Raw genomic sequence first — 12,160 nt, 5'->3', positions numbered from 1 at the left:
TAGTGCGGATTTGCTAAGAGATATGTAAAAACAAAGGCGCCGAACGGCGCCTTCCAGGCTTTTTCGAGAAAAGCGTTAAATCCGATTTAAGAAACCCGGTCACTTCGTTCCGTACATGCGGTCGCCGGCGTCGCCGAGACCGGGAACGATATAGCCCTTCTCGTTGAGATGACTGTCGATCGAGGCGGTGTAGACCGGCACATCCGGATGGAAGGCGTGGAAGTTCTTGATGCCTTCCGGCGCCGCCAGCAGACACAGGAAACGGATATTGGTCGCGCCGCGCTCCTTGAGCTTGTCGATCGCGGCGATCGACGAATTGCCGGTGGCGAGCATCGGGTCGACCACGATCACCAGCCGCTCGTTGATGTCTTCCGGCGCCTTGAAGTAATATTCGACCGGTTTCAGCGTTTCATGGTCGCGATAGACGCCAATATGCGACACGCGGGCCGAGGGCACGAGGTCCAGCATGCCTTCGAGCAGGCCGTTGCCGGCGCGCAGGATCGAGGCGAAAACCAGCTTCTTGCCTTCGAGGATCGGCGCGGTCATCGGCACGAGCGGCGTTTCGATCTCTTCATAGGTGATCTCGAGGTCGCGGGTGACTTCATAGCAGAGCAGGGTGGAGATCTCGCGCAGCAGGCGGCGGAAGCCGGCGGTCGAGGTTTCCTTCTTGCGCATGATCGTGAGCTTGTGCTGCACGAGCGGATGATTGATGACTGTCACGCCGTCCATGTCGGGATGCCTTTTCTTGTTCTTGTCTGCTGTCGACCGAGTTTTTCCACGATGGCGGCGGCCCCGCAAGCGCCCATTTCGCCTTTGCCCTGTCATCCCCATCAAAGAGGCGGAAATCAGGCGTTTCAGCCCGCAGGGGACCAGAATCCCGCCCCATGCGGGCCGGCCTCGACGCCGAGAATCTGCGCCACCGTCTCGCCGATATCGGCGAAGCTTCTGCGCACGCCGTGCGAGACGGGCCGCACCGAGGGGCCGAACATCAGCGCCGGGACCTGCTCGCGCGTATGATCCGCGCCGCGCCAGGTCGGATCGCAGCCGTGATCGGCAGTGAGGATGGCGACGTCGCCCTGCTTCATGCGCGCGGCGAAATCCGGCAGCCTGTCGTCGAAGGCCTCGAGCGCCGCCGCATAGCCGGCGACATCGCGGCGATGGCCGTAGAGCATGTCGAAATCGACGAAATTGGTGAAGACGAGATCGCCGTCTTCGGCTTTGTCCATCACGTCCAGCGAAGCGTCGAAGAGCGCCATGTTACCGTTCGCCTTGGTCAGGGTCGACACGCCCTGATGGGCGAAGATGTCGCCGATCTTGCCAACCGCGTGAACCGAGCGGCCGGCCGCGGTCAGTCGATCGAGCAACGTCGCTTCCGGCGGCAGGACGGAGAAATCGCGTCGATTGCCGGTCCGCTCGAAGGTCTCGGCGCTGTCGCCGAGGAAGGGCCGGGCGATGACGCGGCCGATATTGAGCGGATCGAGAATGCCGCGCACGATTTCCGACAACGCCAGCAGACGGTCGAGCCCGAATGTCTGTTCATGGGCGGCGATCTGAAACACCGAATCCGAAGAGGTGTAGCAGATCGGCTTTCCCGTCCGCATATGCTCCTCGCCGAGACGCGCGATGATGTCGGTGCCCGAAGCGTGGCAATTGCCGAGAATGCCGGGCAGGTCCGCCGCCTGGCAGATCTGCGCGACGAGATCGGGCGAAAAGGCGTCGCCCTGGCTCGGGAAATAACCCCAGTCGAACATGACGGGCGCGCCGGCGATCTCCCAATGGCCCGAGGGCGTATCCTTGCCCTTCGACGTTTCCTGGGCGGCGGCGAAGGCGCCGAGCAGCCGCGGCGCATGGCGCATGCCGGCCGGCAACACGCCATTGGCGGCGACATAGGCGTGCAGGAGGCCGAGGCTGGTCATATGCGGAAGCATCAACGGGCCTTCGCGAAGTCCCGCGCGATCGGCTGCCCCCGCCGCGCAGAATTCGGCGATATGGCCGAGCGTATCCGCCCCGAGATCGCCATATCGTTCTGCGTCCGGCGCGTTTCCGATGCCGAAGGAGTCGAGCACGAAGAGAAAGACGCGGGCCATGCGGATCCTGTGCGGATGAGAATAGTCACGCGACAGTTAAGCGGCGCAGCCGCCCTTGGCAAGTCGACCGCTTGTCAGGAGCAGTCGCTGCAGGGAATTTCGTCGCCCAGGCGCTGCTTGAAGTAGAATTCGCGATGCAGGGTGATGCTCCTCGTCGATCGGTCGAAGGAACCCGCGCTGGTCATGTAAAGCAGGATCTCGTGCGGGGCAGACACTTCGGCCCGGATCAAAAAGCTCGATGGCGTCTTGAGATCGTCCGGCGCATCCACCTCGCTGCCTTTCACATAAGGCGCATCGCCGTCCTGGCTCCACGACCACAGAACGCGCGCGTTGCCGGCGCTGTCGACCGAGACGCCGCTGATCTTGAGCCCCACACCCTCGGCGCTGTCCGGCGCCAGCGTCGCCCGGACGGCATCCATCATGTCTGCGAGCGAAGATTTACTCACCGTGTTTTGCCGCGCCACCGCATCGGCCACCGTGCTTGCCGCCTTCAGCGCCTTGGTAGAGGCGGTGTAGGCCGTCGTGATTTCGTAGGAGGAGAGAGATAAAGGGCGATCAGCACCGGCATCAGGAAGGCGAATTCGATGGCGCTGGCGCCGGACCGGTCGCCGACCATGCGGCGAAGGTTCAGGAAACGATGACGCAGGAGGTTTCGCAAGCGCTCATTCATAATCTTCGTTCTCGAAAACCGACGTGGCGACGATGAGGAACTGGGTGGGCCTGGCCTCGCCCGATGGCTTGAGATTGGCGACATAGGGGCGGACGAGATCGGTCATCACGCTCCAGCGATAATAGGCGCGCAACATGTTCTTGCTGTCGGCCCCGCCGGGAGAGAAGGCGAAGTCGCTGGTGTCGAGATCCGAATAGGCCGCGCTCGAAATTTTGGGCACGTCGAGCGGCATGGCGGAGTAAGACGCAAATTGCCGAACATCGATATAGAGCTTCGCGGGGGTGGCGGCTTCGGCGTCGTCGCACATATGAAAGACGGCGATTTCATCGCAGAACGCCTGGCGGAATTCCGCTTCGGTCATGTCGGTCGATTTGCCCTGGCCGAATGTGATCTCGCCGGTGCGGATCCTGCGCGCCATCGTGTCGACGGCGTTGTTGACGAGCGTTTCACCCGCAAAGGCGGTGAACGTCTCGAAGATCGCAAACACCAGAATGGCGAACGGCAGGATGAGAATGGCGAATTCGATCGCCGCGGCGCCGTCCGAGGCGCGTCGAAATCCGCCAAAGACGCGCCGCGCCTTCTTCAGAAACCTGTCTCCCAGCATCGGAGCCCTTTATCGTCGTCATGAACGTCGTGTCACGATAGGCGTTCCGACTTAAATCCGGGTTTTCCGGCCTCGCCAAATTTTAGCGATCTGTTTGAGAGATTCGAAAGGATCAGTTGATCCCGGCCCCGTTCAAAGCCTGATGCTGCTCGCAGGCCGGCGTGCAGGAATAAACGGTGCGCTCGGTCTGCCGGAACAGCCTGAGCGTATTGTCCTCATCGATCGACACCAGAATCCTCTCGTCGAGCATGGCGTCGCCCGCCGCATCGAGCACACGAGGTTGGTGGTGCCGAATGCCTTTCCGGTGAGCACGATCGTCTTGGCGTCCGCCACCGTCGCATCGGCGACCGCCGCATTGCCGACGATGACCTTGGCGACCGGGCGATCCAGCTTCAGGACCTTCGCATGATTGAGGAAGACCTGCATGAAAGCGTCATCGGCATGCGCAACCGACGCGCCGAAGCCCGCGGCGAGGCAAGATCCGAGCAAGACGAAGAAGGTCGGCAGACGCATGGGCAGATCCGATCAAGGAGCGATTTTCAGAAATTATGCGGCGAAAGGGTAAATGGCCGCTTAACGGACGGCGGCGGGTCTCAACAAAAGCAGCCCGGCCCAATTCACACAGCGATGCGCAATTATGCCGGAAATGATCGATCCTGAAGATGATCATGCGGGCAACCGTGTCTTTATACGTAATTGCTACGATCTCCGGCGTAGTGTTAACCAAACATCTAAAGCAGAAATCAAGAATATAGGCTTATCTTGCGCCTCCGTCGCCAAAGGGGCGACGGATTTCTGGCACAGTTATGGAGGGTTACTATGTCCCGTCTGCTCAACAAGTTCATGGCGGATGATTCCGGCGCCACCGCTATTGAATATGGCCTCATCGCCGCGCTCATTTCCGTCGCACTCATCACCGGCGCCACTGCACTCGGAAACTCGCTGAACACCCAGTTCAACACGCTGTCGACCAAGTTGAACGTGACCTAACGGCAGTTGTGCCGGCCAAGGCATGTAGCTGTCGGTTCTTTGTGTCGTCCGCGCAAACTGTGCGCGGCGGCCGGATTAAAGAAAACGTAATCAAGCTGCTCTAGGGTCGCGACAGTTCGTTGGACGTCGGGAAGGGAAGCGCATGACAAAGCTGATCGAGAGTTTCCTTACCGATAGGTCCGGCGCGACCGCGGTGGAATATGGCTTGATCGCCGCCATCATCAGCGTTGCGCTTCTGGGTGGTTTCGGCGCCTTCAGCAATCGGCTGAACGGCCAGTTCTACGGCATCAGCAACACGATTGAAAATGCCTGGGCGGGTCAATAACGCTCTTCTTTCACACGGAAAAGGAAAGACGCCATGCTGACAGCTGCGGTCCTAGTAATATTTCCGCTCTGCATGGCGATGGCCGCGACGAACGACTTTCTGTCGATGACCATTCCCAACCGTCTCTCGGTTATTCTGGTCGCATCCTTTCTTCTCATCGCGCCGTTTTCAGGGCTGTCGGTCGTCGATTTCGGATGGCATCTGCTGACGGGCCTCACCGTGTTTGTGGCCGGGTTTGCGCTGTTCGCACTCCGTGTCATGGGCGGGGGCGATGCAAAAATCCTTGCCGCCAGCGCGATCTGGTATGGCTGGACTGCCGCCGCCGTAAATTACTTCGCCTATGTCGGTCTGTTTGGCGGTGTTTTATCGGTCGTCGTCCTGCTGCTGCGCGCCAACTCGAATTTGATTATCGCCTCGGGTCTGCCGGTGCCCGCCACGATGATGCAGGCCAACAAGGTCCCCTACGGCATCGCGATCGGCGCTGCAGCCTTCGCGACGTTCCCGCAGTCGCCGATGTTCCAGAGCATTGTTGGCATTTTTCCGGGTTGATCGCCGGGGCTGGCTCGATCACGAGGCCCTTCCTTACTTTCAGGCTGTTCTGTCGCCGTTTCCGCTTCTAGTGTTCGGCGAGACATGCGTGGTTCCTCGTTCTTCAGGCGGGTCGCGACCGCCGTGGTTGAGCCACGGATTTCGGCGCATGACGTGGTCTCCATGACCGGCTCGATCCGCCGGCTCTCTCTCTCTCTCTCTCTCTCTCTCTGTTGCAATGTGTTAAATTCGCGCGCCGAGTCCCATTTGTAAACGTCCAGACTGTTTCGCATTCGGACACAGGGCGGTCCTCCGTCGTACCGCTCGGCGCCGGTGGCGTTCCAGCACAGCGCTTCCCGCCAAGAGAAGCCGATTGCAAAGCCGTGAAATCCAGTGGGTCGAACTATGGTGTTTGCGAAAAACAGAAAGCTCGAATTTTACCGGGGCTTTTTTCAAATGATTCACCACAAGAAATAGCATGGCTCACGAAAGTATATTTTAACCTAGTCTGTTAAGGCGGTCGCAATCAGCTGACGGCTAGGGTGTGCTCATCCGATCGACGGAAACAGTTGACGGAAGTGCTGAAGTTCACCCCACAGGAGACAATGATGTCCTCGATTTTTTCTCGCTTCATGAATGACGAGTCTGGCGCCACCGCAATCGAATACGGCCTGATCGCCGCGCTGATCTCCGTCGCCCTCATCACCGGCGCGACCACGCTCGGCAACAAGCTGAACACCCAGTTCAACACGCTGTCGACCAAGCTGAACGTGACCTGATCCTTCCGATCACGTCGATCGCGATCCGAAGAGCCCGCCCCCTCAGGCGGGCTTTTCCATGGGGATTATTCCGCCGTCTTTTTGACGGCTCCTCAGCGGAAACCTTTCGTTTACCGTCTTCGTAACCTTTTCGTTAACTATAATTACACCAATTCCTGATCATTCTGCGGTTGGAAATTCATCCATTCGCAGGGACCTCGGAATGAAACCCGCCCGTTTGATCATTCTCACTGTCGCCGTCGTCGCGGCCGGCGCGGCCGCTTTCATGGCCATGAATTTGAGGCGCGGTGAGACTGTCGTCCAGATGCAGTCCGAAACCGTGATCCAGAAGGAGCCGGTCGTCGACGTGTTGGTCGCCTCGGCCAATCTGCCGATCGGCGCGCGGCTCAACGAAGAATCGATGAAATGGGTCGGCTGGCCGCAAAACGGCGTCGTCGAAGGCTTCATCACCGTCGAAAAGCGGCCGGATGCGCTGAAGGAGCTCAACGGCGCCATCGTCCGCATGCCGATCTTCGAGGGTGAACCGATCAGGCCGGAAAAGATCGCAGATCCCGCGGGCGCCGTCATGTCGTCGCTGCTGCCCTCGGGCAAACGCGCCGTCGGCACGGAAATCTCGGTGTCGACCAGCGCCGGCGGTTTCATTCTGCCAAACGACCGCGTCGACGTGATCATGGTCAAGAAGTCCGACGAGGGCGCCTATGACACCGAGACCATCCTCAGCAACATCCGCGTCCTGGCCATCGACCAGGAAATCCAGGAAAAGGAAGAGGGCCAGAAGACGGTGGTCGGCACCACCGCCACCCTCGAGCTGACCCCGGATCAGGCCAAGGTCATCGCCGTGGCCCAGCAGATGGCCGATCGACTGACGCTCGCTCTCCGCTCCGTCGCCGATGCGCAGGAGCCCGATTCCGTCGTCGCAAAACATCTTCTTTCGGGCGAGGCGGGCGAGGGCTCCGTCCAGGTGATCAAGTCGGGTGTGATCCAGAAGCTCAGCACCAGCCAAGTCCCTGAAAACGACAGCCATTGATCGGGAGCGGAACCGTGAGCGTCACAAACAAGAAAATCCTTCTGCCGATGACCGCCATGCTGAGCTTCTCGCTCGGCTTCGCAGGCATTCCCGGCGCCCCTTACCTGTCGATGCCGGACGCGCTCGCCGCGACGCAATCGATCTACAAGATCTCTCAGGTCGGTCCCGGGGTGACCAAAAGCCTGAAGCTCGGCCTCAACAAGGCGATCGTCATCGATTTGCCCGTCGACGCACACGACATTCTCGTGGCCGATCCCTCCATCGCGGACGCCGTCACCCGCACGTCCACGCGCCTCTATATGTTCGGTAAGACCGTCGGCCAGACCAATGTCTTCATTTTCGGCGCAGGCGGCGAGGAACTGGTGACGATCGATCTCGAGATCGAACGCGACATCTCCACATTGCAGACGCAGCTCAAGCGCTTCCTGCCCGATTCCGACATCCAGGTCGAAATCATCTCCGACAACATCGTTCTCTCCGGCACCGTGCGCACGCCTCAGGACGCCGCCCAGGCGGAACGGCTCGCGCAGATCTTCGTGACGGGCGGTGAAGCGACCACGCGCAACATTTCCGCCAGTTCGACCTCGGCGACCGGCGATTCCTCCGTCGCCCTGTTCAACGAATCGCGCCAGAAATCGCAGATCGTCAACATGTTGACCATTGAGGCCGAGGACCAGGTGACGTTGAAGGTCACGGTGGCCGAGGTCAGCCGCAGCGTCGTCAAGCAGTTGGGCTTCAACACCTCGATCTCCGGCGACAATGGCGGCATCAGCTTCCAGAACCCGACCAATCTCGGCGGCTCCATCAACTGGCGCGCGGCCGCGAGCGCCACGGGCTCCATCGGCGCCCTGGATCTTTCGACCTATGTCAACGCCATGGAGCAGGCCGGCGTCATGCGCACGCTCGCCGAGCCGAGCCTGACCGCGATCTCGGGCGAAGCGGCGAGATTCTATGTCGGCGGCGACTTCCGCATCGCCTCCAGCCAGGACATCGACGAAGACGGCGGCGTGTCGCGCGAATATTCGTCCGTCGAATACGGCATCCGCCTGAACTTCAAGCCGGTCGTTTTGTCGCCCGGCCGCATTTCGCTCAAGGTCGAAACCGAAGTGTCCGAACCGACTTTCGAGGGGGCGGCCTCCATGGCGACGCGCGAGAACGTTCCCGGCTTGACCTATCTCGGCATTCGCAAGCGCGAGGCGTCGACCACCGTGGAACTTCCGTCCGGCGGCTCCATCGTCATCGGCGGCCTCGTGCGCGACGAAGTCCGCCAGGCCATGTCCGGCAACCCGGCCCTCGCGCAGATCCCGATCCTGGGCACGCTGTTCCGCTCGCGCGATTTCCAGCGCAACGCCACCGAACTGGTCATCATCGCGACGCCCTATCTCGTGCGCCCCGTCGAGCGGTCCAAGCTGGCGCGCCCCGACGACAACCTCGTGCCGGAGGGCGATGTCGCCATGTATTTCCTCAATCGCGTCAACAAGGTCTACGGCCTGCGCGAAACCACCAAGACTCCCGGCCGCTACAACGGCGCCGTCGGCTACATCTACAAGTAAGGATTGCGAGCGATGACGACTTCTTCGACCAAGCGCCAGATCCGCACCGGTTTCCGTCTTCGTCGGGGCGGCGTCGCGCTCGCGCTCATCGCAGCGCTGGCGGCCTCGTCCTGCGCCTCCAAGCGGGATCTGCAGACGACGGGATCGATCCCCGACGACTACCGCACCCGCCATCCGATCATGCTCGCCGAGGTTCGCCACGATCTGGATGTTCCGGTGGGCGCCGGCGAGACGGGCCTCACAGCCGCCACCCGCGACCTGATCCGCGGCTTCGCCCAGGATTACACCACGACCTCCAAGAGCACGATGACCGTCGCAATTCCCGTGGGCGCGCCCAATTCGGCCGCCTCCCATCGGCTGAGCGGCGAGATCCGGCAGGCGCTGGCCAGCTATGGCGTCAAGCCGCAGCGCATCGTCACCTCGACCTACGCCTCGCCGTCCCCGGAGGCGTCTGCGCCGGTTCGCCTCAGTTTCGTGGCCGTCAAGGCGGTGACCGAAGGCTGCGGACAATGGCCGACCGACATGTTCGGCCGCACTTTGCGCGACAACGAGAATTGGGAAAACTTCGGCTGCGCGAGCCAGCAGAACCTCGCTGCGCAGATCTCCAACCCCACCGATCTGGTCGGCCCGCGCGGCATGAGCCCGATCGACGCCGAACGTCGCGCCACCGTGATCAACACCTATCGCGACGGGGAGTAAGCCGCATGCGCGATCTCCTTCCCGCCTCAACCGAAAGCCATATGTCATGAACGCTGTCGAATATGGAATTCTTCGCGACGAAGGGCCCGTGGTCGAAAACGAGATCAGGCCGGGCGATCTGGATCAATTGCGGCCGCTGCCGCGCATCTCGGTTCACGCTTTCTGCGAAACGGAAAACATGTACCGTTTGATGGAGAAGCTGGCCCAGGATCGACGGATGGCCAAAGTCAGCTTCCGCATCAATCAAGGCACCACGGAAGCCGCCGTCAACATGTTCAGCGGCGCCCCGACGCCCAATCTGATCCTGCTCGAAACCAGCGCCGAGCCGGGCGCGATGATGGATGAGTTGGCGCCCCTGGCCGATGTTTGCGATCCCACCACCAAAGTGGTGATCGTCGGCCGCTACAACGATATTCCTCTGTATCGCGATCTGATCCGCAACGGCATTTCCGAATATATGGTGTCGCCGATCTCGCTGGTCGACGTGATCGCTGCGATTTCCGCCATCTTCGTCGATCCCGACGCCGAGCCGCTCGGCCGCTCCATCGCCTTCATCGGCGCCAAGGGCGGCGTCGGCTCCTCGACGATCGCTCACAACATCGCCTGGGGCGTCTCCTCGCTGTTCTCGTCCGAAGTCATTCTCGCCGATCTCGATTTTCCGTTCGGGACGGCGAACATCGATTTCGACCAGGATCCAGCACAGGGCATCGCCGAAGCCGTCTATTCGCCCGAGCGCCTCGACGAAGTGTTCCTCGACCGTCTGCTGACCAAATGTTCGGAACATCTGTCGCTGCTTGCCGCGCCGTCCGTCCTGGATCGCGCCTATGATTTCGACCGCGCCGCCTTCCAGCCCGTGCTCGAGATTCTGCAGCGCGCCGCGCCGGTCAGCGTTCTCGACGTTCCGCATGCCTGGAGCGACTGGACGCGCACTCTGCTGGCCGATGTCGACGAGGTCGTGGTCACGGCCGCGCCCGACCTCGCCAATCTGCGCAACGCCAAGAACATGTTCGACCAGCTGCGCAAGTTGCGCCCCAACGACCGTCCGCCGCATCTCGTCCTCAACCAGGTCGGTCTGCCCAAGCGACCGGAGATCGCCGTCGCGGATTTTTGCGAGCCGCTGGAAATCGAGCCGATCGCCGTCATTCCCTTCGACGCCTCCCTGTTCGGATCGGCGGCCAATTCGGGTCGGATGATCGGCGAAATGGACGGCAAATCTCCGGTGGCGGAAGTGATGTCGCAGATCGCCCATGTCGTGACCGGCCGCGTCAGCGTCAAGAAGGCCAAGAAGAGCGCGCTCGGGTCGATCCTCGGCAAGCTGACGGCAAAGAAGTAATCGAATAAGACACGGGAGCGGATGCGCCGATGTTTGGCAAACGTGGAAATGAAGGATTCGGCAAGGCAGGCGGAGCGGCCACGACTCCGCCTCCGGTAGCGGCCGCCTCGCCCCTACCGACCCAGGTCGCGCCGCCGCCGCTCGCGCCGTCGCATGTCCCCGTCCTTCAGGAGCCGCAGCGCGACGCGCAATCTGCCACGCGGATGGCTGCGCCCGCGCCGCGCCGCAAGGCCCAGCGTTCGGAAAGCTACTACGCCACCAAGAGCCAGGTGTTCTCGGCGCTGATCGACACGATCGATCTGTCCCAGCTCGCCAAGCTCGACGCCGAAAGCGCCCGCGAAGAAATCCGCGACATCGTCAACGACATCATCACCATCAAGAACTATGCGATGTCGATTTCCGAGCAGGAAGAACTGCTCGAGGATATCTGCAACGACGTTCTCGGTTACGGTCCGCTCGAACCGCTGCTGGCGCGCGACGACATCGCCGACATCATGGTCAACGGCGCCGGACAGACCTTCATCGAAGTCAACGGCAAGATCGAAGAAAGCGAAATCCGTTTCCGCGACAACGCCCAGCTTCTGTCGATCTGCCAGCGTATCGTCAGCCAGGTCGGTCGGCGCGTCGACGAATCCTCGCCGATCTGCGACGCGCGTCTGCCCGACGGTTCGCGCGTCAACGTCATCGCTCCGCCTCTCGCCATCGACGGCGCCGCGCTCACCATTCGTAAGTTCAAGAAGGACAAGCTCACCCTCGATCAGCTGGTCAAATTCGGCTCGATCACGCCGGAGGGCGCAGCGGTGCTGCAGATCATCGGCCGTGTTCGATGCAATGTGGTTGTGTCGGGCGGCACCGGTTCGGGCAAGACGACGCTGCTCAACTGCCTTACGCGCTACATCGACACCGACGAGCGCATCATCACCTGCGAGGACTCCGCTGAACTTCAACTGCAGCAGCCGCATGTGGTGAGGCTCGAAACCCGCCCGCCCAATATCGAAGGCGAAGGCGAGATCACCATGCGCGATCTGGTCAAGAACTGCCTCCGCATGCGTCCCGAACGCATCATCGTCGGCGAAGTGCGCGGACCGGAAGTCTTCGACCTCCTGCAGGCGATGAACACCGGTCACGACGGCTCCATGGGCACGATCCACGCCAACAGCCCGCGCGAATGCCTCAACCGCGTCGAGTCCATGATCGCCATGGGCGGCTTTACGCTGCCGGCCAAGACGGTGCGCGAAATCATCACCGGTTCGATCGACGTCATCGTCCAGGCCGCGCGCCTGCGCGACGGCTCCCGCCGCATCACCCACATTACCGAGGTGATCGGCATGGAAGGCGACGTCATCATCACCCAGGATCTGATCCGCTATGAAATCGAAGGCGAGGACGCCAACGGCAAGCTGATCGGCCGGCACAGGTCCACCGGCATCGGCCGACCGCATTTCTGGGATCGCGCCCGCTATTACGGCGAAGACAAGAGGCTGGCCGCGGCGCTCGACGCCATGGAGCAGACCAAAGGGTAAGTCGGAGACTGGGATGCCTCGCGCTGTCCGGGTCTAGGGGAA

The 12,160-nt window shown here is 61.5% G+C and carries 14 protein-coding genes and 1 pseudogene; 10 read left to right on the top strand and 5 right to left on the bottom strand.

Going from position 1 to position 12,160, the window contains the following annotated elements:
• Positions 1-99 precede the first annotated feature (99 nt).
• The 5 genes and pseudogenes from upp to H2O14_RS12175 all read right to left on the bottom strand — a co-directional run bounded on the left by upp (position 100) and on the right by H2O14_RS12175 (position 3,874).
• The gene (upp, locus tag H2O14_RS12195) at positions 100-729 is read right to left on the bottom strand and encodes a uracil phosphoribosyltransferase (protein WP_137155219.1); all 630 of its coding nucleotides are present in this window, start codon (positions 727-729) and stop codon (positions 100-102) included.
• Between the two features lie 125 nt (positions 730-854).
• Positions 855-2,087, bottom strand: a complete 1,233-nt coding sequence (locus tag H2O14_RS12190) for a phosphopentomutase (protein ID WP_182827863.1) — start codon at positions 2,085-2,087, stop codon at positions 855-857.
• 74 nt (positions 2,088-2,161) lie between these two features.
• Positions 2,162-2,533, bottom strand: a complete 372-nt coding sequence (locus H2O14_RS12185) for a hypothetical protein (RefSeq protein ID WP_182827862.1) — start codon at positions 2,531-2,533, stop codon at positions 2,162-2,164.
• A 216-nt stretch (positions 2,534-2,749) separates the two neighbouring features.
• On the bottom strand, positions 2,750-3,361 hold the full coding sequence (locus tag H2O14_RS12180) for a TadE/TadG family type IV pilus assembly protein (RefSeq protein WP_182827861.1): 612 nt from the start codon (positions 3,359-3,361) through the stop codon (positions 2,750-2,752).
• Positions 3,362-3,473: 112 nt separating this feature from the next.
• Positions 3,474-3,874 (bottom strand): annotated as a pseudogene (locus tag H2O14_RS12175) (pilus assembly protein N-terminal domain-containing protein).
• Here H2O14_RS12175 and H2O14_RS12170 point away from each other — a divergent pair.
• The 10 genes from H2O14_RS12170 (at position 3,767) to H2O14_RS12125 (ending at position 12,118) form a co-directional block, all read left to right on the top strand.
• On the top strand, positions 3,767-4,021 hold the full coding sequence (locus H2O14_RS12170; RefSeq protein WP_182829475.1) for a hypothetical protein: 255 nt from the start codon (positions 3,767-3,769) through the stop codon (positions 4,019-4,021). The pseudogene H2O14_RS12175 and the gene H2O14_RS12170 overlap by 108 nt on opposite strands.
• Positions 4,022-4,180: 159 nt before the next feature.
• A complete protein-coding gene (locus tag H2O14_RS12165; protein ID WP_182827860.1) occupies positions 4,181-4,351 on the top strand; it encodes a Flp family type IVb pilin in 171 nt (56 codons plus the stop codon).
• Positions 4,352-4,493: 142 nt separating this feature from the next.
• Positions 4,494-4,676, top strand: coding sequence for a Flp family type IVb pilin (locus H2O14_RS12160; RefSeq protein ID WP_182827859.1), 183 nt, complete (start codon positions 4,494-4,496; stop codon positions 4,674-4,676).
• A 33-nt stretch (positions 4,677-4,709) separates the two neighbouring features.
• On the top strand, positions 4,710-5,225 hold the full coding sequence (locus H2O14_RS12155; RefSeq protein ID WP_182827858.1) for a prepilin peptidase: 516 nt from the start codon (positions 4,710-4,712) through the stop codon (positions 5,223-5,225).
• 587 nt (positions 5,226-5,812) lie between these two features.
• A complete protein-coding gene (locus H2O14_RS12150) occupies positions 5,813-5,983 on the top strand; it encodes a Flp family type IVb pilin (RefSeq protein ID WP_182827857.1) in 171 nt (56 codons plus the stop codon).
• Positions 5,984-6,185: 202 nt separating this feature from the next.
• Positions 6,186-7,010, top strand: coding sequence for a Flp pilus assembly protein CpaB (gene cpaB, locus H2O14_RS12145; protein ID WP_182827856.1), 825 nt, complete (start codon positions 6,186-6,188; stop codon positions 7,008-7,010).
• A gap of 47 nt (positions 7,011-7,057) precedes the next feature.
• On the top strand, positions 7,058-8,563 hold the full coding sequence (locus H2O14_RS12140) for a type II and III secretion system protein family protein (protein ID WP_182829354.1): 1,506 nt from the start codon (positions 7,058-7,060) through the stop codon (positions 8,561-8,563).
• Positions 8,564-8,575: 12 nt separating this feature from the next.
• Positions 8,576-9,262: a CpaD family pilus assembly protein gene (locus H2O14_RS12135; RefSeq protein WP_182827855.1), complete on the top strand. Its 687-nt coding sequence runs from the start codon at positions 8,576-8,578 to the stop codon at positions 9,260-9,262.
• Between the two features lie 46 nt (positions 9,263-9,308).
• Complete coding sequence (locus H2O14_RS12130; RefSeq protein ID WP_182827854.1) at positions 9,309-10,595, top strand: CpaE family protein; 1,287 nt, start codon at positions 9,309-9,311, stop codon at positions 10,593-10,595.
• A 29-nt stretch (positions 10,596-10,624) separates the two neighbouring features.
• Positions 10,625-12,118, top strand: a complete 1,494-nt coding sequence (locus tag H2O14_RS12125) for a CpaF family protein (RefSeq protein ID WP_182827853.1) — start codon at positions 10,625-10,627, stop codon at positions 12,116-12,118.
• Positions 12,119-12,160 lie beyond the last annotated feature (42 nt).

This window comes from Rhizobium sp. G21 (assembly GCF_014158035.1).
GTDB lineage: Bacteria > Pseudomonadota > Alphaproteobacteria > Rhizobiales > Rhizobiaceae > Rhizobium_E.
The sequence above is the reverse complement of the archived record's forward strand: the minus strand, read 5'-3'. Positions and strand labels throughout refer to the sequence as shown.

Excerpts from the sequence above, each read along its gene's own strand:
- cpaB (WP_182827856.1), top strand. The coding sequence starts at position 6,186 with ATGAAACCCGCCCGTTTGATCATTCTCACTGTCGCCGTCGTCGCGGCC.
- H2O14_RS12140 (WP_182829354.1), top strand. The coding sequence starts at position 7,058 with ATGACCGCCATGCTGAGCTTCTCGCTCGGCTTCGCAGGCATTCCCGGC.
- H2O14_RS12170 (WP_182829475.1), top strand. The coding sequence starts at position 3,767 with ATGATTGAGGAAGACCTGCATGAAAGCGTCATCGGCATGCGCAACCGA.
- H2O14_RS12160 (WP_182827859.1), top strand. The coding sequence starts at position 4,494 with ATGACAAAGCTGATCGAGAGTTTCCTTACCGATAGGTCCGGCGCGACC.
- H2O14_RS12155 (WP_182827858.1), top strand. The coding sequence starts at position 4,710 with ATGCTGACAGCTGCGGTCCTAGTAATATTTCCGCTCTGCATGGCGATG.
- H2O14_RS12130 (WP_182827854.1), top strand. The coding sequence starts at position 9,309 with ATGAACGCTGTCGAATATGGAATTCTTCGCGACGAAGGGCCCGTGGTC.
- H2O14_RS12150 (WP_182827857.1), top strand. The coding sequence starts at position 5,813 with ATGTCCTCGATTTTTTCTCGCTTCATGAATGACGAGTCTGGCGCCACC.
- H2O14_RS12180 (WP_182827861.1), bottom strand. The coding sequence starts at position 3,361 with ATGCTGGGAGACAGGTTTCTGAAGAAGGCGCGGCGCGTCTTTGGCGGA.
- H2O14_RS12190 (WP_182827863.1), bottom strand. The coding sequence starts at position 2,087 with ATGGCCCGCGTCTTTCTCTTCGTGCTCGACTCCTTCGGCATCGGAAAC.
- upp (WP_137155219.1), bottom strand. The coding sequence starts at position 729 with ATGGACGGCGTGACAGTCATCAATCATCCGCTCGTGCAGCACAAGCTC.
- H2O14_RS12135 (WP_182827855.1), top strand. The coding sequence starts at position 8,576 with ATGACGACTTCTTCGACCAAGCGCCAGATCCGCACCGGTTTCCGTCTT.
- H2O14_RS12165 (WP_182827860.1), top strand. The coding sequence starts at position 4,181 with ATGTCCCGTCTGCTCAACAAGTTCATGGCGGATGATTCCGGCGCCACC.
- H2O14_RS12125 (WP_182827853.1), top strand. The coding sequence starts at position 10,625 with ATGTTTGGCAAACGTGGAAATGAAGGATTCGGCAAGGCAGGCGGAGCG.